The 19,040-nt window shown below is 39.9% G+C and carries 15 protein-coding genes, 1 tRNA gene and 2 pseudogenes; 5 read left to right on the top strand and 13 right to left on the bottom strand.

The window, feature by feature from the left end; translation table 11 throughout:
- Window position 1 precedes the first annotated feature (1 nt).
- Entirely contained in the window at window positions 2-760 is a 759-nt protein-coding gene (locus D8804_RS07795) for an ABC transporter ATP-binding protein (RefSeq protein WP_125399393.1), read from the bottom strand.
- A gap of 414 nt (window positions 761-1,174) precedes the next feature.
- On the opposite strand from D8804_RS07795, the gene D8804_RS07790 reads away from it, so the two are divergent.
- Both D8804_RS07790 and D8804_RS07785 read left to right on the top strand, forming a co-directional pair.
- Window positions 1,175-3,169, top strand: coding sequence for a DUF1430 domain-containing protein (locus D8804_RS07790; RefSeq protein WP_125399392.1), 1,995 nt, complete (start codon window positions 1,175-1,177; stop codon window positions 3,167-3,169).
- A 1-nt stretch (window position 3,170) separates the two neighbouring features.
- Window positions 3,171-3,821 (top strand): ABC transporter ATP-binding protein, encoded by a 651-nt coding sequence (locus D8804_RS07785; RefSeq protein ID WP_125399391.1) that lies wholly within the window; start codon window positions 3,171-3,173, stop codon window positions 3,819-3,821.
- Window positions 3,822-3,925: 104 nt separating this feature from the next.
- On the opposite strand, the gene D8804_RS07780 is transcribed toward D8804_RS07785, so the two are convergent.
- The 3 genes from D8804_RS07780 to D8804_RS07770 all read right to left on the bottom strand — a co-directional run bounded on the left by D8804_RS07780 (window position 3,926) and on the right by D8804_RS07770 (window position 6,817).
- Window positions 3,926-4,198, bottom strand: coding sequence for a PspC domain-containing protein (locus D8804_RS07780; protein WP_125399390.1), 273 nt, complete (start codon window positions 4,196-4,198; stop codon window positions 3,926-3,928).
- Window positions 4,199-4,257: 59 nt separating this feature from the next.
- Window positions 4,258-4,701, bottom strand: coding sequence for a SprT family protein (locus D8804_RS07775; RefSeq protein WP_125399389.1), 444 nt, complete (start codon window positions 4,699-4,701; stop codon window positions 4,258-4,260).
- Window positions 4,688-6,817 (bottom strand): Tex family protein, encoded by a 2,130-nt coding sequence (locus D8804_RS07770; protein ID WP_125399388.1) that lies wholly within the window; start codon window positions 6,815-6,817, stop codon window positions 4,688-4,690. The genes D8804_RS07775 and D8804_RS07770 overlap by 14 nt, the downstream gene beginning before the upstream one ends.
- A gap of 136 nt (window positions 6,818-6,953) precedes the next feature.
- On the opposite strand from D8804_RS07770, the gene D8804_RS10300 reads away from it, so the two are divergent.
- Genes D8804_RS10300 through D8804_RS07755 form a run of 3 tightly spaced genes read left to right on the top strand, consistent with a single transcriptional unit; the run spans window position 6,954 to window position 8,806 of the window.
- A complete protein-coding gene (locus tag D8804_RS10300; protein ID WP_125399387.1) occupies window positions 6,954-7,085 on the top strand; it encodes an SPJ_0845 family protein in 132 nt (43 codons plus the stop codon).
- Complete coding sequence (locus D8804_RS07760) at window positions 7,086-7,991, top strand: permease (RefSeq protein ID WP_125399386.1); 906 nt, start codon at window positions 7,086-7,088, stop codon at window positions 7,989-7,991.
- Window positions 7,988-8,806: a TIGR03943 family putative permease subunit gene (locus D8804_RS07755; RefSeq protein ID WP_125399385.1), complete on the top strand. Its 819-nt coding sequence runs from the start codon at window positions 7,988-7,990 to the stop codon at window positions 8,804-8,806. The genes D8804_RS07760 and D8804_RS07755 overlap by 4 nt, the downstream gene beginning before the upstream one ends.
- Window positions 8,807-9,547: 741 nt before the next feature.
- Here D8804_RS07755 and D8804_RS07750 read toward each other — a convergent pair.
- The 9 genes and pseudogenes from D8804_RS07750 to D8804_RS07715 form a co-directional block, all read right to left on the bottom strand.
- A pseudogene (locus D8804_RS07750) lies at window positions 9,548-9,828 on the bottom strand (type II toxin-antitoxin system death-on-curing family toxin); the annotation flags it as partial.
- A pseudogene (locus D8804_RS10295) lies at window positions 9,825-9,935 on the bottom strand (AbrB family transcriptional regulator); the annotation flags it as partial. The pseudogenes D8804_RS10295 and D8804_RS07750, both read right to left, overlap by 4 nt.
- A 226-nt stretch (window positions 9,936-10,161) precedes the next feature.
- Complete coding sequence (locus tag D8804_RS07745) at window positions 10,162-11,088, bottom strand: bifunctional riboflavin kinase/FAD synthetase (RefSeq protein WP_125399384.1); 927 nt, start codon at window positions 11,086-11,088, stop codon at window positions 10,162-10,164.
- 143 nt (window positions 11,089-11,231) lie between these two features.
- Window positions 11,232-14,771, bottom strand: a complete 3,540-nt coding sequence (gene smc / locus D8804_RS07740; RefSeq protein ID WP_125399383.1) for a chromosome segregation protein SMC — start codon at window positions 14,769-14,771, stop codon at window positions 11,232-11,234.
- A complete protein-coding gene (gene rnc, locus D8804_RS07735) occupies window positions 14,762-15,460 on the bottom strand; it encodes a ribonuclease III (protein WP_125399382.1) in 699 nt (232 codons plus the stop codon). The genes smc and rnc overlap by 10 nt, the downstream gene beginning before the upstream one ends.
- Window positions 15,461-15,631: 171 nt before the next feature.
- Window positions 15,632-15,703, bottom strand: a tRNA-Arg gene (locus D8804_RS07730).
- Window positions 15,704-15,770: 67 nt separating this feature from the next.
- Entirely contained in the window at window positions 15,771-16,757 is a 987-nt protein-coding gene (locus tag D8804_RS07725) for a GMP reductase (RefSeq protein ID WP_125399381.1), read from the bottom strand.
- A gap of 171 nt (window positions 16,758-16,928) precedes the next feature.
- Window positions 16,929-18,233: an McrC family protein gene (locus D8804_RS07720; protein ID WP_185774049.1), complete on the bottom strand. Its 1,305-nt coding sequence runs from the start codon at window positions 18,231-18,233 to the stop codon at window positions 16,929-16,931.
- Window positions 18,220-19,040 (bottom strand): AAA family ATPase (locus D8804_RS07715; protein ID WP_260472347.1); only part of this gene is annotated, 821 nt, incomplete at its 5' end. The genes D8804_RS07715 and D8804_RS07720, both read right to left, overlap by 14 nt.

Genomic DNA, 19,040 nt, shown 5'->3' with positions numbered 1-19,040 from the left:
ACTAATTCACCTCGCTTGCCATAACAGTCAAAGTATCAGAGATTTCTTGGAACATCTGACGCTCTGTCTTGTCTCCACGGTAGATTTGGTTGTAAAGAATCCCATCCTTGATAAAGAGAACACGCTTGGCCCTGCTAGCTGCCGCTGTTGAGTGGGTTACCATAAGAATAGTTTGGCCACGTTCATTGATTTCATCAAAAACATCCAGAAGAGCTGCAGATGATTTGGAGTCAAGGGCTCCTGTTGGCTCATCCGCAAGGAGAATTTCAGGCTCGGTAATGACGGCGCGTGCTACTGCTACCCGCTGTTTTTGCCCACCCGAGATCTCATAAGGGTACTTCTCTTGCAATTGGTTGATGCCTAAATTTTCAGCTGTTACCACCAATTTCTTCATCATCTCTGTGATGGGTTTTCGTGATAACACTAGCGGAAGCAAGATATTGTCTTTGACCGATAGAGTATCTAGCAAGTTAAAATCTTGGAAGACAAAGCCCAACTTCTCACGACGGAAACTCGAAGCCTGAGAATTTTTAATGGTTGCTGTGTCTATTCCGTTTAGGTAAACCTGACCACGAGTTGGTTTGTCAAGCATAGCTAGGATGTTGAGTAGGGTAGACTTCCCTGAGCCAGACTCTCCCATGATAGCAACGTAGTCACCCTTTTCCACAGTAAAGTGAATGTCTTTAAGAGCCTCTACTTGGTTGCCTTGGAAACGTGTTTTGTAGATTTTTTGAACGTGTTTTACATCTAAAAGTGTCATGATTTTCTCCTTCTTAATATCCCATCAATTGAAACTGTGCTTGCATCATAGCGTACCCTAGTTGAACACGCTCGATATCTTTTTGACTTGGTTTTCTTGTTTTCTTTTGTAAGATTCTTTTCATGGTTTTGCTCCTTTGTTCTTTATGAGTCTAGTTTATCGCAAAAAAAGGCGGCCTGCCATAACCTAACCTTACAAAAGAGACTTTAATCTTACATTTTTGTAAGATTGAAGAATTTTTTTGAAAATAGCTACTATAAGAAGTCCTGTCATTGCTTGTTTTATCCTTAAAATAATAGTAAAATTAAATTATGAAAAGGCTTTCTGCTAATTATCTTTAAAAGTGCTAAACTATCATTCGTATCACTGCTATAAGGAGGGAGGTTCAGCCCCTCTTTTTAGAAAGAGGTTCCTATGAAACGTATATTTCTCTTCATCAGCAATCTTCTTTTAACTTTCTTTCTCATTGCCACTCTGTCCTTTTGGAAAGACTCTCTTCCACAAATCCTGTTCCCGGGTGCAGCAGTATTAAGTGGGCAAGCAGATTATTCTACCGTTAAAGAAGAATTAAATAGTCTTGCTAAAGAACATAATAGTCTTATCGCAAGAACCATTTGGGAAGTAGATAGTGATGGAAAATCACAAACTTACTACGAAGTTTTTGGAGATGGGAAACTCCCAGACTGGATGCCTCCAGCAAGTCAAGAAAGCATTCACAAGAGCGATCTTCTCAACAACTACAATATTATCAGCGGATCCCTAACTAGTCAAGAATTGGCCACTCATCTGAAAGAACTTGGACTAGAAAAAGCGAATGCATTTGAAAATGACAGAGTATCCTTTGTACTTGCCCTCTTTACCCAACCTAATCAGCTTACCAGTATGTTAATCTTTTTGCTGACTTTCTTAGCTTTGATTGTTATTGGCCAAATTCAATCTCTCTCTCAGTCAGGGATTCGATTGATTTCTGGAGAACAACTGAGCCATCTCTTCTTTCGTTCTCTCGCAAGAGACGGACTTGATATCCTTCTTTTTGGTCTACCTGCTTTGCTGATAGCAAGTGTCTTGCTCATTTCCCTAGGATATCCTTATGAGGTTCAAACTTTTTTAGGAATACTTTTTATTCTTTACAATAGCCTACTTTTCTTACTTAGCCTTCTAATTGCCCTTCTTTTTACCATTTCTTTGAAAAAAGTTCATCTCCTCTCTATCATCAAAGGGAAATTGCCAATCAAGTCAATCCTACGCATTCTCTACTTTGGTCAGGTACTTGCCATTCTACTGGTTATTGTAGGATTTGGACGTATGTCTACTTACTATCATATCCTTGAGAAAAATGAGGCTGGACAAGCTACTTGGGAACAACGCTCCAATGTTGTTACTCTTCAAACAGGGCGTTCCAGTCAGATGAAAAATTTAGATGAACTGCAGACAAATGCTGATAAATGGTTTGACTTTATTCAATATTCTTTAGAAAATGAAAATGCCTTTCTAGTCAAACATAATCTCGCTATACAAGCTGTAAAACATTCTCTTTCAACTCATAATGATTCTGAACAAAATCCCTATGACTTGGAAGGGAAAAATATTCTCTATGTAACACCTAACTACTTCAAAAAAGAAGGTATAAAGTTAACATCAGAAACCTTTAAAAAAATCAATAATATAAAAGATGGACAGGTTCTTGTAATACTCCCAGAAGAACTACAAAAAAATGAAAAAGATATAAAATCAACCTTGCAACAAGAGTTAATCAACCGATTATACAGTAGCGAGTCTAATCAAACTGTCGAAGTTAGTATAGCTTATACCAATCAAAATAATGATGTATTTCTCTATAATACCACCCATATCGCTTATGATCAATGGTTATCAAATCCCATCTTTCTTGTGCTTTCTCCTAAAGCACTTGGCAAGGCTTCCTCCATCTTCTGGTTTACAAATCTAGAATATCTCTATTTTACAGACCTCCACCAGACACAAGAACTTTTGAAACACTATCAACTTGATCATATGGTCTCAGGGCTATCGTCTGCTAGGGAAACCTATCTCCAGTTAAATCAAAAAATTAAAATAGAAATTTTTAGTAACTTAGCGAGTGCTATGTTTGCTATTTTGACTTCAATTTTGCTGTTTACAAGTTTAAATCTGCTCTATTTTGAAGCCTTTCGCAAAACCATATTCTTGAAAAAAATCGCAGGCTATTATTTCTTTGAATTACACAATAGATATATCACTTCTCAAATAGCAGCTCTCTTTCTCGGAAGTGGTCTAGCTTTCATTATTTCTAAGAATATCTGGATTACCCTGATCCTATTTTTCAGCTTTTTAAGTTTAGCCGTTCTTCTATTGAAGATCTTTGATAAGAAGGAAAGCAAAACCTATGTTAGCATTATCAAAGGAGGATAGCATGATTGAATTGCAACATATTTGGAAACAATTTGGTTCTCGTATTATTTTTTCAGACTTGAATCTGAATTTTCAAAGTGGTATGGTGTATGCTTTGATAGGAGACAGTGGTTGTGGAAAAACCACTTTGCTCAATATGCTTGCAAAACTAGAGACTTTCGATAAAGGAGAAATAGTTTACAAAGGAAAGTCTTTGACTTCACTAAAAAATGAGGAATTTTATCGTAACGAACTAGGTTATCTCTTCCAGAATTTTGGACTATTAGAAAGTCAGACCATCCGAGAAAACCTTGAGCTAGGACTGATTGGTAAAAAGAAAAACAAAAAACAAGAGAAAGAGAGACTTCTTCTTCAAGCACTGCAAGCTGTCAGACTGGATTATCTAAGTCTCAACCAAAAAATCTATGAATTATCTGGTGGTGAAGCTCAACGCGTAGCGCTTGCTAAGATTATCCTGAAAGATCCTCCTTTAATTTTAGCCGATGAGCCTACCGCCTCGCTAGATCCAAAAAATTCCAAGGAAATTATGGAAATTCTCCTTGAACTTCGTAATGCTAATAGAACAATTATCATCGCAACTCACAATCCTAGTATTTGGAAAATGGCTGATCAGGTAATTCATCTCTCTCAAGATGGAAAAGAATATACTTAAATATCAAAATCCCTTGTGGCTAAATAACCACAAGGGATTTTCAGTCATTTATGCTACTTCTTTTAAGTAATATAGTGCAAATAATAAATTTTCCCTGTTAAATCTCACCAAAACCAGCCATCATTATCTTCAATGGCCTCGGCTTCCTTGCGTTTGCGTGGTCCTGTTCCATACATTTCTGCATCAATCTCTTCCTTAGTTGGCAGGATAGAGGCGAGGATGATGTAAATAATCACACCAATCCCAAAATTTGATATGGTAAAAATGGCGAAGAGAAAGCGGACTAGGGTTACATCAAGTTTCCACTTGTCTGATAGACCAGCTAAAACTCCTGACACCATACGATTTCGTCTCATTTTATAAAATTTTGTATTCATGATTGTTTCCTCTTTCGGTATTCTTACAAGTAGTATAGCATAAAACGAGACCAAGAACATCAGTCCTTAGGCCGATTTAAGATGACGAGTTTACCTCGACAGACGCCACAGCGATAGCGTTTCGTGTCAATCTTTCTCTTGCGTTGATAGGATTGCTGGCAGGATTGGCACTGATAGACTAGGTAGGTACTTTGGTCTTTCAAAGGGGGAACAAAGNGCAGTCCATCCACTTCTTTCAAAAGTTCCTTAAAATCTCGGTCCTTATGTCGATATCCTTTTTTCTGAAAATAAAGGTGATAGTGACAGAGTTCATGGCGCACGATTTTGCGAAAGACTTCCAAACCTAGTTCATTATAAACCTTGGGATTAAAATCCAAATGCCCATCCTTGGGGAAAAATCGTCCACCTGTCGTTCGCAGACGAGAATTCCACTGGGCTTGGTGTGTAAAAGGTCTACCAAAGTCTTCTAGGGAAACTCGCTTAACGTACTCAGTTAGATTCATCGGGAGCTAGGAGCGACAGATTGACTTTTTCACGTTCAGTATCGATTTTCTTGACCCAAACCGTTACCAAATCTCCGACTGACACCAGTTGGCTAGGATGTTTGATAAATTTGTGGCTCATATGCGAAATATGAATCAGGCCGTCCTCGTGAATCCCGATATCAACGAAGACACCGAAGTCAACGACGTTACGCACCACACCTTCCAACTTCTGTCCGATAACAAGATCCTTGATATCCAGAACATCTTGACGGAGAACTGGAGCATCAAAAGAATCACGGAAATCTCGACCCGGTTTGAGAAGATCAGCAATGATATCTTTAAGGGTTTCTGGACCGAGGTCTAGTTCTTGCGCCATCTCCTTGATAGAAAGAGACTTAAGCTTATTTTGTGCTTCTTCATTCAAATCCTTGATATCCAAGCGTTTGAAGAGCTCCTTAACCGCAGCATAGTTTTCTGGGTGAACTCCAGTATTATCGAGGATATTGGTACTTTCAGGGATACGGAGGAAACCAGCTGCCTGTTCAAAGGCCTTGGCACCCAGACAAGGAACCTTCTTAATTTGAGCGCGTGAAGTGATTTTTCCTTCTTCCTCACGATATTTGACAATATTTTCAGAGATAGTTTTATTGAGTCCAGCTACATGGGAGAGAAGTGCTGGGCTAGCTGTATTGACATTGACACCAACTTGGTTGACCACGGTATCGACGACAAAGTCCAGACTTTCAGACAGTTTCTTCTGACTGACATCGTGCTGGTATTGACCTACACCGATTGACTTAGGATCAATTTTGACCAATTCGGCAAGCGGATCTTGCAAACGACGGGCGATAGAGATAGCAGAGCGTTTTTCAACGGTTAATTCTGGAAATTCCTGACGAGCAAGTTCGCTGGCAGAGTAGACAGAAGCACCGCTCTCATTGACGATAACATAGCTGACTTCAGGAAAATCTTTCAGAACTTCCGCCACAAAGGCTTCACTTTCCCGACTAGCCGTTCCATTTCCGATAGCAATAATTTCTACGCCATACTGACCAATCAAATCTGCCAAATCTTTCTTGGCTTCTTCGATTTGACGAGCTGATGCTGGTTTGACAGGATAGATGACTTGGGTCGTCAGCATTTTTCCTGTCGTATCAACGACTGCCAGCTTGGCACCTGTACGAAAGGCAGGGTCAAATCCTAAAACCACGCGCCCTTTTAGTGGAGGAACCAAGAGGAGATTGCGCAGGTTGTCAGAAAAGAGTTGGATAGCCCCTTCTTCCGCCTTCTCGGTTAATTCTGTCCGAATACGGCGCTCGATAGCAGGCAAGACTTTTTTCTTAACAGATTGCTGAACCACTTCATCAATATAGGCATTCTTCACCTTGAAACGCGCTGCAAAGAAAGATAGGATACGATCCGTCGCATGTTCAAAGCCGACTTTTAAGACACCTAGTTTCTCCCCACGATTGAGCGCCAAGGTACGATAGCCCTGCATGTTGCCAACTGTCTCTGAAAAATCATAATAAATCTGAAAAACTTGTTTTTCATCAAGACTTTCATCCTTGACCTGCGAAGTGATTTTAGAGTGTCTCAGCACTTCCTGATAGGTCATAGCACGTAGATTGACATCTTCGGATAAGGCTTCTACCAAGATATCAACTGCTCCAGCTAAGGTTTCTTTACCAGTCGTAAATCCTTCACAGACAAAATTCTCGGCCTCTTTCTCTAAGTCAGCTACGTTTTGCAAGATTAAGCGAGCAAGAGGAAAGAGTCCAGCTTCACGGGCAATGGTTGCCTTGGTCCGACGTTTTTCCTTATAAGGAAGATAGAGTTCTTCAACATCTGCTAATTTCTCAGCTGCCAGAATAGCTGTTTCCAATTCCTTTGTTAGCTTGCCTTGGTCTTGAATCTTAGCCAAGACAGCTTCCTTGCGGTCATTGAGATTAGTCAGGCTTTTATCCAAGTCGATAATGGCCTTAATCGCCACTTCATCCAGACTACCAGTCATGTCCTTCCGATAACGCGCGATGAAGGGAATAGTTGCCCCTTCAGCTGTCAAACTTAGAACGGTATCGATTTGCTTTAAGGTTACACCCAAATCTTGGGAAATTTTTTCATATTTTTTATCCATAAACCTATTATACCATAAGGGACAAGGCTTGTTTCACCTTACCTGTTTTTACCTCCTTGATTGTCAAAATAAAAATAATCCCTTTTCTGCAAAATAATAGTATAATAGAGGTAGAATGTAGAAAAGAGGTAGGCCCATGGCTGTTAAATTTAGAAAAACCGATGACTTGGACAAGATGTTTGAAGAATTCGCCAAACTTCCTGACTTAACACAAGTCACTTTCCCAGATGACAAAAACAAAAAAGAAAAAGTTGAGAAGAAAAAATAGATGACGATTTTCCAATCTCTTCCTCCTAGCATCTTACAAGCAGGGGCTATTTTTCTCTCCATCATGATTGAAGCCCTCCCTTTTGTCTTGATTGGGAGTCTCATTTCGGGATTGATTGAGGTCTATATCACACCTGATAAAGTTTATGAGTTTCTTCCTCGCAATCGTTGGGGGAGGATCTTTTTTGGTACCTTCATTGGCTTTCTCTTTCCTTCTTGCGAGTGTGGAATCGTTCCGATTATCAACCGTTTTTTGGAAAAAAAGGTACCCAGCTACACGGCCGTTCCCTTTTTGGTGACTGCTCCCATCATCAATCCTATCGTTCTTTTCGCCACATATTCTGCCTTTGGCAATTCAATAAAATTTGTCTTCTTGCGAGCTCTGGGAGCTATTGTGATTGCTTTGGTGCTTGGGATTTTCCTAGGATTTTTCTGGAAGGAACCCATTCAAAAAGAGAATTCTATTACTTGTCATGAACATGACTTTTCACACTTGAGTCTCGCTAGAAAAGTATTTCAGGTCTTTATACAAGCTATTGATGATTTTTTTGATATGGGGCGTTACTTGGTGTTTGGCTGTCTCTTTGCGGCTATCGTGCAGGTCTATGTCCCGACTCGGATCCTGACCTCTATCAGTGCTAGTCCAGTCCTTGCGATTCTCTTGCTCATGTTTCTAGCCTTTCTCCTCTCTCTTTGTAGCGAGGCGGACGCCTTTATCGGCGCTTCTCTCCTCTCGAGCTTTGGCCTAGCGCCAGTCCTTGCCTTTCTGGTCATTGGTCCCATGCTTGATATCAAAAATCTCCTCATGATGAAGCACTATCTCAAAGCGCGCTTCATCTGGCAATTCATGGGCATCGTGACAGTGCTTGTCTTGCTTTATTCTTACATGATGGGGGTGATGCTATGATTCGATTTATCATTCTACTGGGTTATTTTGCCCTAACTCTGTATCTGCAGCTTTCTGACAAGCTCAGCCACTACATCAACCTCCACTATTCCTATCTAGTCTATATTTCCATGATCCTTTCTCTTCTGTTGGCTCTGGTCCAATTCTACATCTGGATCAAGAAAATCAATTCTCACAGCCATTTGGAAAGTCGTCGAGCTAGATTAATCAGCATCCTGTTACTGTCACTACCTCTCTTGATTGGAGTTGCCTTTCCGACAGTAAGTTTGGACTCGAGAACCGTATCTGCTAAGGGATATCATTTCCCACTTGCTGAGGGAATCGACACAGCCATTCAGGCAAGCGAAGGCACATCCAGTCAATACCTCAAACCCGATACCAGCACCTATTTTTCCAAATCTGCTTATGAAAAGGAAATGAGGGCTACTGCTGATAAATACCTATCCCAGCCAATCATTCAGGTTACAGACGAAAACTATATGGAGGTCATGGAAATTCTCTATGACTACTCTCAAGAGTTTGAAGGAAAGAAAATCGAGTTTACAGGCTTTGTTTATAACGATCCCGCCCATCAAGATAGCCAGTTCCTCTTTCGCTTTGGAATCATCCACTGTATCGCCGACTCTGGAGTATACGGACTCCTGACTAAGGGAAACTCACGCCAGTATCCTGACAATACCTGGATTACTGCCAAAGGAACTCTCACTCTCCACTACCATAAAGAACTCAAACAAAAACTCCCAACACTGGAAGTTGAGAGTTTCACAAAAGTAGACAAACCAGAAAATCCCTACGTTTATCGTGTGTTTCAATAAAAAGTGACCCAACAACAGACAAATTACTTTTTAAAGTAGCTTGTCTTTTTTCTTCTCCTAGCTCAACAAAATCAACACGCAACCTTTCAAACAATAGAAAAAGTCCCAAGAAATAAGATTTCTCGAGACCATAAAAATGTTAATAAGATAGGGTTGACAATCATCACATATCATAGCTTAACTGCAATAGAGTTGTGATAGAAAACGTTAATTTACTAGAAAAAATAAAACTCATATTAAACTGAATATTCAGTTTCTTACTGGCATAAAGCTATTTGAGTTTAATTTAACAACCACTAACCTCTATTAACGCCACCAAATGCTGAACCAAAAACGGAAGTAGAATCCTAAGAACATAATGTGCACCTCCTTTTGAAAAACGTTTTTCCATCTCAACTATATTATATATTTTCTTGTGGAGAATTGCAAATTTTTTCAGTCAAATTACTAGCTTTTTTCAAAAAATTATGATAGGATACAAAATTTTATATTAAAAATAGTTATTTACTTTCGGTTTCTGTAAAATGAAGCCATAATATAAATGCACTAAGGCCCATAACTGGATTTTTTCTGTCAAACTTTTGAGGCTAGTCCATAACTTCCAGTTGTTGAAATTATGAACTAGCCTCTTTTCTACGCCATGAATCTCCGTTTTTTACTGTTTTTCTTCAGCTTAGTTGGACTACTTCCCATTTTGTAATAAAGCTCTTACCTCGTCAGCTCCAATTTTATCTTCAGCTTTTTCAAAGAGTTGAATTGTAAAAACTTCACCAAAACAAAGAAGGCTGTTCGTTTATTGGCGTTGGCAAAAACATGCTTCTTTATCAATTGGACAAATAATATTGTTGCTTTATCAAAAATTGTTGGATAAAGAGGTTTGCCAAAAACAAATTGTTCTGGTAAGTTCACAATCATATTTAACGCTGAAGGACTAACTGTTTGAATTTGCTCATTTGTAGAATACCGTTGAATTGCTAAAGCATTGATTTTTTCAATTTGTTTTCTGTTAGATAGACTGTCATTTTTCCACCAAAGCTTTGAAAACATCGTCGTATTCATCAAAAATTGTATCCAATTTTAAGTTAAAGGCATCATCAGATACATAAGAAATCTGATGATCCAATTCTTCCAGAGATTTTTGAATTGCTAATTGTGATTTTGCTCTTTCTATCATATATTCAATATTTATTAGAGGATTCACATTTCCTCTAGTCTCTTTTCTTTGGTTCTTTAAGTTATGAATATCACTATTTTAACAGATTTTCAATCAAGCTTCAATTATGTTTCTCGCTATAAACATTTCTTTCAAAAATAAAAAAGTAAACACAATATGTGGTTCACTTTTTTAAACATTTCTACTCTTCACCCTTCCAGTTCCGAGCAATCTCTTCATCTTTCTGGAGTTGGTCTACGAGCTCTTCGATGGAGTCAAATTTGACCATATCGCGGACACGGTCCAGCCAGTAGACCATGACTGTCTCACCATAAATATCATCTGAAAAGTCAAAAATATTGACTTCAAAACGCGGCTCTTCTCCATCAAAGGTGACATTTTTCCCAACACTTGCCATGCCACGATATCTCTGACGTTGCACTTCTACATCGACTACGTAAACACCGTCTGCTGGCATATAGGTTCGGTCTCTTAGAACCAGATTGGCTGTTGGATAACCGATAGTACGCCCACGAGCATTTCCATGAACGACCATCCCACGGGTTGGGAGCGGTGTGCCGAGTAGATGATTGACTTCCTTGACATCTCCATCAAGAATAGCTCGGCGAATCCGTGTGGAACTGATCTTGCCCTTTTCGTCCTCGACCGGTGGAACAATGATGATCTCTCCATCAAAATAATCCTTCAAGTCATCTGCCGTTTTCTTATCTGAGCCAAACGTGTAATCAAATCCTGCTACGATAATAGCTGGTTTTAAAGCTCTAACATAGGTATCAAAGAACTCTTGGCCCGTTAAACTAGCAAATTTGCTACTAAAGTCAAGTAAGAAAAGAGCCTCTACTCCATGCCACTTCATCTTGTGCTCCCGTTCTTCGTGATTGACGATATGGAGCATGAGCTCAGGTTGGTAAGGTTGCAAGGCAAGTTTTGGCGACTCTGTAAAGGTCATCACGACAACTGGCAGATAATCCTTCATAGAAGCCTTGCTAGCCACTTCAAAAAGTTTCTGATGCCCCTTGTGGATGCCATCAAAATAACCTAGTACAAGGACTGTTTTCCCCGGTACTGCAATATCTTTTTCGTTCTTAATAGGTACTGTTGTAATCATGAAACTATTATATCATAGAGAAAGCCTTTTCGCTAAGAGGAAATCCCAAATGTCGTTTTTTGCGCCTGAACTGACCTCAAGAGAAAATTTAGCACTTTAGTTTTAAAAAATAGCACCTCCTAAGAGATGCTATCATTTGGTAACTAGTCTACTGTTTCTTCCAAGTCTTTTAACTTAACCGAAACAATCTTAGACACACCTGACTCTTGCATGGTAACTCCATAGATAGAGTCCGCTGCCGCCATCGTCCCCTTACGGTGGGTTACGACGATGAACTGACTGTCCTTGTCAAAGCGGTTGAGGTAATCCCCAAAACGTTTGACATTGGCTTCATCCAGCGCCGCCTCTACCTCGTCCAAGATGACGAAAGGAATGGTCTTAACTCGGATGATTGAGAAGAGCAGAGCCAGAGCTGATAGGGCTTTTTCCCCACCACTCATAAGGTTGAGAGATTGGATTTTCTTACCTGGTGGTTGAACAGAAATCTCCACACCAGCTGTTAAAAGGTCGCCCTCAGTTAATATCAAGTCTGCCTGACCTCCACCAAACATCTGTCTAAAGGTCACTTTAAAGGACTCACGAATAGCCTCAAAGGTTGATTTAAAGCGTTCCTTAACCTCATCATTCATCTCTGTGATGGTCTCAAGAAGCAAGTTTTTCGCAGACAGAATATCATCACGCTGGCTATTTAAGAAATCCAAACGGTTGTGGACTTCTTCGTACTGGTCTATAGCGTCCAAATTGACTGGACCGAGTGAGCGAATAGCCTTTTCAAGATCTTTAACCTCTTGCTCTGCCAGAGTTAGATCTTCCAGTTCATGGGCCTTTTCTAGTGCCTCTGTGTAGCTAATCTGGTATTGGTCAGTTAATTGAGCTTGTAGATAGCGCAAGCGTTCGCTGACTTTTTCCTTCTTAGCTTCGGCACGTGTTTGCTTGCGAATCCACTCCTCGTTCTGCTGGCGAGCTTGATCCAAATGACTGGCAATATCATCCAGTTGACCTTCGATATCATCCAACTCAAACTGCTTGCGAATCAGACCTTGTTGGAGGTTTGTTTTCTGAGTTTTGGCCTCTTCCGCCTGTTGACTTAGCAAATCCGTATCCACTTTTTCAAGATTATCAACCTTTTCTTGGAGAAGGCGCTGGATTTCCTCTTGCTCAATATCCAGATTATCCAGTTCCTTGCCTAGGCGTTCAATATCAGTCACTTCGTACCGCTTTTGTCCTTGCAGTTCTGACTTAAGCAAGCGTGCTTGAGAAACCTGTTCCTGCAAGTTTTGATAACGTTCTTGAATAGCGTTCTTGTTAGACTTAATCTCTTCAATCTCAGCTTCCAGATTTTGCTTTTCACTGGCAATGGTAGCAAGGCGCTCTTGGCATTTTTCCTTGTCCGCTTGCCAATCTCCTTCAGTAAGGCGATTTAATTCCTCTTCTTGAAGTTTCCAAAGAGTTTCTAACTCTTCCACTTGCTGATTGGTTTGTTGATAGGCGAGGTACAAACCTTGCTTCTGAATACGAGCTTGCTCAACCTGAGATTTGATGGCTTCTAATCTTTCTGTTAATACTGCCATCTCATCTTGCAAGGTCTTCAAACTTTCTTCTTCAGAACGCAGACTAGTTTCTTCTTCAGCAATTTCTTTTTGTAATTGCTCTAGCTCTGGCTTGATGAAGATACTGTTATTTTGACGATTGGCACCACCTGCGTAGGAACCACCTGTACGCAACTCTGTCCCATCCAGTGTCACCATACGAACCTGATAGCGAACTTGACGAGCAGCTGCACGCGCATGTTCTACGGTATCAAAGATAGCCGTTGTGGCTAGCAAGTTTTTGAAAATGGCTTCTAGTCTCTTGTCAAACGACACCAACTCATCAGCCATTCCCAGAAATCCTGGACTTGCAGCGATAGCGTCTTGATTCTGACTAGATATTGTACGCGCCTTAATCGTTGTCAAAGGAAGGAAGGTCGCACGACCAGCTCTGTTACGTTTTAGGAAATCAATAGCCTTGGTTGCCGCGTTTTCATCTTCTACGATGATATGCTGACTGCTGGCTCCAAGCGCAATTTCTAGGGCGGTTTGATAATGAACATCAAAGGTCAGATGCTCACTAACTGCACCAATAATCCCACCCAGGCGGTCTTTCTCTTGGAGAACACTCTTAACACCCGCGTAAAAATTACTATGATTTCTTAGAATGTTTTCTAAGCTTTGGGCTCTAGCCTGCTTGTTTTTGAGACTATCCAGACGATCAAAGAGTTGGCTCTGCTGAGCTTGGTAAGAAACTTTCTGCTCCTCTTGTTCCTTGGCACTAGCTTGGTAGTCAGCCAATAATTTCTGAACCTGCTCCTTGGCAGTTTCAAGCTCAGTTTTTTGCTGACTTGCTTTCTCTTTAGCTGTAGCCAATTGTTCTTTCAATTTCTCAAGTTGATTTGCTTGTTTTTGAGATAACTGACGACTATTCTCTAGTTCATTCTCGATGCGGGTCAGTTGGTTTGAGACATCCGCTTCTTCTTGTAAAAGCGCTACAAAACGTTCGCGCAAAAGCTCAATCATCTGGTCAGGATCATCTGAAAATGCCAACAACTCCGCTTCTAAACGATTGAGTTCCTTGTTGTTCTCAGCTAGGCTTTCCTCTAACCGTGCCAAGTTCGCTTCTTTTTTGGCCTTCTCTTTACTTAGAGCCTTTTTCTTATCTTCCAAAGTGGTCAAACGGGCTTGTGCTTCTTGTTGATTGAGGGCTACCTGCTCGGATTCCAGTTTTGATAGGGCTAATTTTCTCTCTAAATCACTTATCAGATTCGTCAGATCCATTAAGCTCCCTTGGTCTTTGGTCATTTGACCTTGGAGATCTTGGCGTTTCTTTTTAAGAGTTTGATTCTCTTCTTCTAACTCTTCACGTTTTTGGTAATAGCTAGTCAAGAGTTCCTGAACTTGCGTTAGCTCTTCTTCTGTCAGCTCTAGTTCAGACTTGTTTTCCTTGATTTGGGCAACAAGCACATCTAAATAAATAGCCTTGCGTTGACCATCCAAGTCTAGAAACTTACGAGCATTCTCGGTTTGTTTTGCAAGGGGCTTGATTTGATTGTCCAACTCATAGATAATGTCCTCTAAGCGATCTAGATTGTCTTGAGTTTGTTGCAGTTTACTCTCTGTTTCTTTTCTACGAGTCTTGTATTTTAAAACTCCAGCTGCTTCTTCAAAAATAGCACGGCGTTCTTCAGGCTTGGAGTTAAAAATTTCCTCAACCTTCCCTTGGGAAATAATAGAGAAGGAATCCCGTCCCAATCCTGTGTCCAAGAAAAGGTCGTGTACATCACGCAGACGGACTTTCTTGCCATCAATTCGATACTCGCTATCTCCACTACGGTAGATATGGCGTTCTACCTTAATGACTTGCCCTGCATCCTTGATAAAACCATCTTCATTATCCAAGGTCACGACAACAGAGGCATAATTGAGCGGTTTACGACTTTCTGTTCCAGCAAAAATGACATCAGGCATCTTGCCACCACGGAGACTCTTAACACTGGACTCTCCCAAAGCCCAACGCAGACTTTCTGTAATGTTAGACTTCCCAGAACCATTGGGCCCAACGACAGCTGTCACGCCTTGGTCAAAGACGACCTTGGTCTTGTCAGCAAAGGACTTGAATCCCTGGATCTCAATTTCCTTTAAATACATGAATCCAGCCCTTTCTCAACGGCATTTTTAGCAGCCTCTTGCTCTGCTAATTTTTTGGAGCGTCCTTGTCCTTTTCCGATACTCTTGCCTTCAACCAGAACTTCTACATCAAAAACCTTATCATGGGCAGGTCCCATCTCAGAAGTCACCTGGTAGCGAATATCCACATCTCCATTGACCTGGAGCAACTCTTGCAAGTGTGTCTTGTAATCCGTAATCATCTCAAAGTCACCTGCCTCAACCTTGGGAATCATGACCTGATAGATAAACTCTTTTACTCTAGCCACATCCTTGTCTAAAAGCAAAGCTCCCAAAAAGGCTTCGAAGGCATCACCAAGAATGGTGTCACGATTGCGCCCACCAGACTTTTCTTCTCCTTTACCCAGCTTGATAAACTGATCAAACTGGCAATCACGCGCAAAACCAGCCAAACTCTCCTCACGGACAATCATGGCACGGAGTTTAGACAAATCTCCCTCTGGTTTCTTAGGATATTTTTTATACAGATATTCCGAAATCAATAATTGCAGAACAGCGTCTCCTAAAAATTCCAAGCGCTCATTGTGTGAAATTTTTAAGAGGCGGTGCTCATTGGCATAACTCGTATGAGTAAAGGCCGTTCCCAGTAAGTTTTTGTCTGCAAATTCGATTGCAAAACGCTTCTTCAGTACAGTTTGTAATTCTTTCATACTGACCTCTTTCTAATAATTACGATCCTTTCTATTATAACAAAAAAAGTCCTCTGAGTCACTTTAAAACGGGACTAGGGGAGAGTGGGGTAGTTTTTGAAAAAAATTTCCAATTTTGGAGGCAATATAAAGAAAAAAGCCTTATTTAAAGGCTTTTTTAGGCTGTTTACATCCACCCTGAGGGAATCGAACCCCCATCTTAAGAACCGGAATCTTACGTGATATCCATTACACTAAGGGTGGAAACTTGTTTTATTATAACAGAAATTTGCTCTAATAACAAGTTTTTTATGGATGGACTAATCATCCATTAGTGAGAAGCATCCCCGTTCCAGATAGAGTTTTTCACGATAACATAATCAACGTGCTTGAGGTCAGCAACCTTGCGTCCACCTGCGTAGGAAATGGCACTTTGCAAATCCTGCTCCATCTCAGTAAGGGTGTCTTGCAAATGCCCTTTGGCAGGAAGTAAGATGCGTTTTCCTTCTACATTTTTATATGATCCTTTTTGGTATTGAGAAGCTGAACCATAGTATTCTTTGAACTGTTCGCCATCGACTTCAATCGTCTTTCCTGGACTTTCGATATGCCCTGCAAATAGGGAACCAATCATGACCATGCTAGCACCGAAACGGATAGACTTGGCAATATCACCATGAGTACGAATCCCACCATCAGCAATAATCGGTTTGCGAGCAGCTTTTGCACACCAGCGAAGAGCAGCCAATTGCCAGCCACCTGTACCAAAACCTGTTTTCACCTTGGTGATACAAACCTTCCCAGGACCGATTCCAACCTTAGTAGCATCCGCACCAGCATTTTCCAATTCACGCACAGCTTCTGGAGTTCCGACGTTACCAGCGATTACAAAAGTATCAGGTAATTCTTTCTTGATGTGCTGAATCATTGAAATCACGCTATCCGCATGACCATGGGCAATATCAATCGTGATATACTCAGGAGCATCAGCCTTGAGCTGGCTAACAAAGTCATACTCGTAATCCTTAACACCAACAGAAATGGAAGCAATGAGCCCTTGATCGTGCATGCGTTTGATAAAAGGAATGCGCCCCGCTTCATCAAAACGGTGCATAATGTAAAAGTAACCGCCTTTAGCAAGTTGCTCTGCTACGTTCTCATCCAAAATCGTCTGCATATTTGCAGGTACAACAGGTAGTTTAAAAGTGTGATTTCCAAGTATGACACTCGTATCTGCTTCTGCACGGCTTTTAATGACACATTTATTTGGGATCAACTGAATATCTTCGTAATCAAAAATTGGAAATTCATTTAACATATCGATGTCTCGTTTCTTTTGTAATGACCTACCTATGCTTGCGCATCACTACGTCTTTTCCGACGTTTCCTTGACTTATTATAAACCAAAGTACAGTTTTTGTCAAATATTTTTAATAATCAAATTATATAGTTCGGAAATTACTTAATAAATAGCAAAAAAGTGAAGAGATTATTTTCTCCCCACTTCTTCATCAATAATAGCTTTAAAAATTTTTTCAGAATTTTCCATTATTTTACAAAACACACTATAGGATGAGGTATTCTGAGGGATTTGGATAGAGCACTTTTTAAGCAAGACTCCGTATCCCACTACTTTTCCTATCTCACTATTTACTGACTGCTCTATACTAGGAAAAATCAGTCCAGCTTTCTTAGCTTTTATAATATAAGAATAGGAAATCAACTGGAACAAGTCCTCACGATTAATCCCTTTTTCAGTAAACTCCAGTTTTTTATATTTTGCATCTAGAACAATCTTTCGTTCTCTGTCATAAAAATCTGGATATACTTTTCGTTCCCCACCAGAAAATATTAGGATGCCGCCTTTCTTTTCTTTATTTCGAGGATGGATGAAACCTTTTGGCAACAAGGTGTAAACATACTCTTCCCAAAGCCAGGCAACATCAAAGAGAATACCATGTACCTTTTGGGCTTGAGGTCCAAGACCATGCTTTTCTCTACTCAGAATCATCAAGCAGAGTTCCTGTAATTTTCTATACTCTCTAAAATAGGCGTGTCGGATGGGTTTGATTTTATTCATTCTGATAATCTTGGCACGATCAGCTAGTTTATAAGATGAGGTTACACGAGTAATTTCTGTCATATTTTCACGATTACTATCGAGCAGAACTCCGAAACCTTTCTGATTCTTAATGTACTCAATCGTATGCCGAATCAACTGCATGAGTGGATTATCATAGGTAAACTCCCTAGTGGTATAGGCAATGCTTCCCATAAAAGGAACATTTTTCTTAAGATGCATTCCTACATCTAGCACTCCCTTTACATGACTATCGTTATGGAAAAATCTCTGGTATTCCTTATAAAGACCTTTTCGAAGAGCAGCTTGCAGATATTTGGGAAAGAGGTAAATCAAAAGCTGATAGAGTTTATCCTCTTGAGATAGACCGATGTCTAAACTAGTCAAATTCATATTGAGAATCTTTTGTAAAAGATAATGCAAAAAATGGTCGTTACTTTCATCAGAAAAACGAGAGGAAATCGTTAATCTTTCCTGACCATATCCAAGAAAACCAATCACGTTCCCTGTCTTGATTTCCTGATTAACTGTTTCAAAAATCTTTTGGTCCCTGTCTAAATCAGGAGAATTTATCAAATCATTCGGGAAAATAAAAATACTGTCCTCCCTAGAAAGGTTATCTAGTGTTCTATCAAGAAGTGCTTGACTTAGGTTGGGATATTCTGCGACAAAGTCTTCTTTAGCAATTCTATACTGATTATCAGTTATCCGCATTATCATCACCAGTATCTTGCTGATCTGTTTGGTCATTATTTGTCAGATCAAATGCTTTTTTCAATGTATCCAGAGTTTCAGCCTCTTCATAAGAACCTCGTAAGTAATCTTCCAAAAGCGGTTTAAGGTAATCAGACCAGAGTAATTCATAGTCAAAATCTACATCCTTCAACTTAAGGAAATAACTTGGTCCGATATGATAATGGCTGTTTAATCCCTGAACGTTTTCGATAGCAGCGTTCAAGTTTCTTAGACGAAGTTTTGCTTCTTCTGCATGGATATCTAGTTCTTTATCCAACATAGCAACTTGGCTTTCAGCAGTAACTTCAACAAAGCGGAAACGACGACGCATAGCAAAATCAAAGGTATCTACTGAACGGTCAATATCATTCATTGTTCCGATGATGTAAACATTCTCAGGAATATAAAACTTGTCATCCGTCTCATGTAAATTAGCATACTGGGTAGACACACTTCCCTTTTCACCACGATAGCCAGGGTCAATAGAAAAAAAGAGTTCACCAAAAATCTTAGAAATCTCACCACGGTTGATTTCATCGATGATGAAAACGAAGTTTTTCAATTCATTATCTATTTCTATTATTTCATCCTGAATACTTTCATTTTTTATCATTTTGTAAAGTGTCAAATAGTATGAAAATTCTTGGGTTGCATTATTTTTATTAAAAAACTGAGTTATGTCTTTAACTTGTTCAAATTGAGATTCTGAAGTTAACATTGTTTCGATATCTTTAATTTTCAATTTTGCATTTTTTGATACCTCATTTTCAGGAATAGATATATAAA

Source organism: Streptococcus oralis, from assembly GCF_003944215.1.
Classification (GTDB): Bacteria; Bacillota; Bacilli; order Lactobacillales; family Streptococcaceae; genus Streptococcus; species Streptococcus oralis_BI.
Note: the sequence above shows the minus strand (reverse complement) of the source record. Positions and strands in the feature narration are given on the sequence as shown.

Excerpts from the sequence above, each read along its gene's own strand:
- D8804_RS07795 (WP_125399393.1), bottom strand. The coding sequence starts at position 760 with ATGACACTTTTAGATGTAAAACACGTTCAAAAAATCTACAAAACACGT.
- D8804_RS07790 (WP_125399392.1), top strand. The coding sequence starts at position 1,175 with ATGAAACGTATATTTCTCTTCATCAGCAATCTTCTTTTAACTTTCTTT.
- D8804_RS07785 (WP_125399391.1), top strand. The coding sequence starts at position 3,171 with ATGATTGAATTGCAACATATTTGGAAACAATTTGGTTCTCGTATTATT.
- D8804_RS07780 (WP_125399390.1), bottom strand. The coding sequence starts at position 4,198 with ATGAATACAAAATTTTATAAAATGAGACGAAATCGTATGGTGTCAGGA.
- D8804_RS07770 (WP_125399388.1), bottom strand. The coding sequence starts at position 6,817 with ATGGATAAAAAATATGAAAAAATTTCCCAAGATTTGGGTGTAACCTTA.
- D8804_RS10300 (WP_125399387.1), top strand. The coding sequence starts at position 6,954 with ATGGCTGTTAAATTTAGAAAAACCGATGACTTGGACAAGATGTTTGAA.
- D8804_RS07760 (WP_125399386.1), top strand. The coding sequence starts at position 7,086 with ATGACGATTTTCCAATCTCTTCCTCCTAGCATCTTACAAGCAGGGGCT.
- D8804_RS07755 (WP_125399385.1), top strand. The coding sequence starts at position 7,988 with ATGATTCGATTTATCATTCTACTGGGTTATTTTGCCCTAACTCTGTAT.
- D8804_RS07745 (WP_125399384.1), bottom strand. The coding sequence starts at position 11,088 with ATGATTACAACAGTACCTATTAAGAACGAAAAAGATATTGCAGTACCG.
- smc (WP_125399383.1), bottom strand. The coding sequence starts at position 14,771 with ATGTATTTAAAGGAAATTGAGATCCAGGGATTCAAGTCCTTTGCTGAC.
- rnc (WP_125399382.1), bottom strand. The coding sequence starts at position 15,460 with ATGAAAGAATTACAAACTGTACTGAAGAAGCGTTTTGCAATCGAATTT.
- D8804_RS07725 (WP_125399381.1), bottom strand. The coding sequence starts at position 16,757 with ATGTTAAATGAATTTCCAATTTTTGATTACGAAGATATTCAGTTGATC.
- D8804_RS07720 (WP_185774049.1), bottom strand. The coding sequence starts at position 18,233 with ATGCGGATAACTGATAATCAGTATAGAATTGCTAAAGAAGACTTTGTC.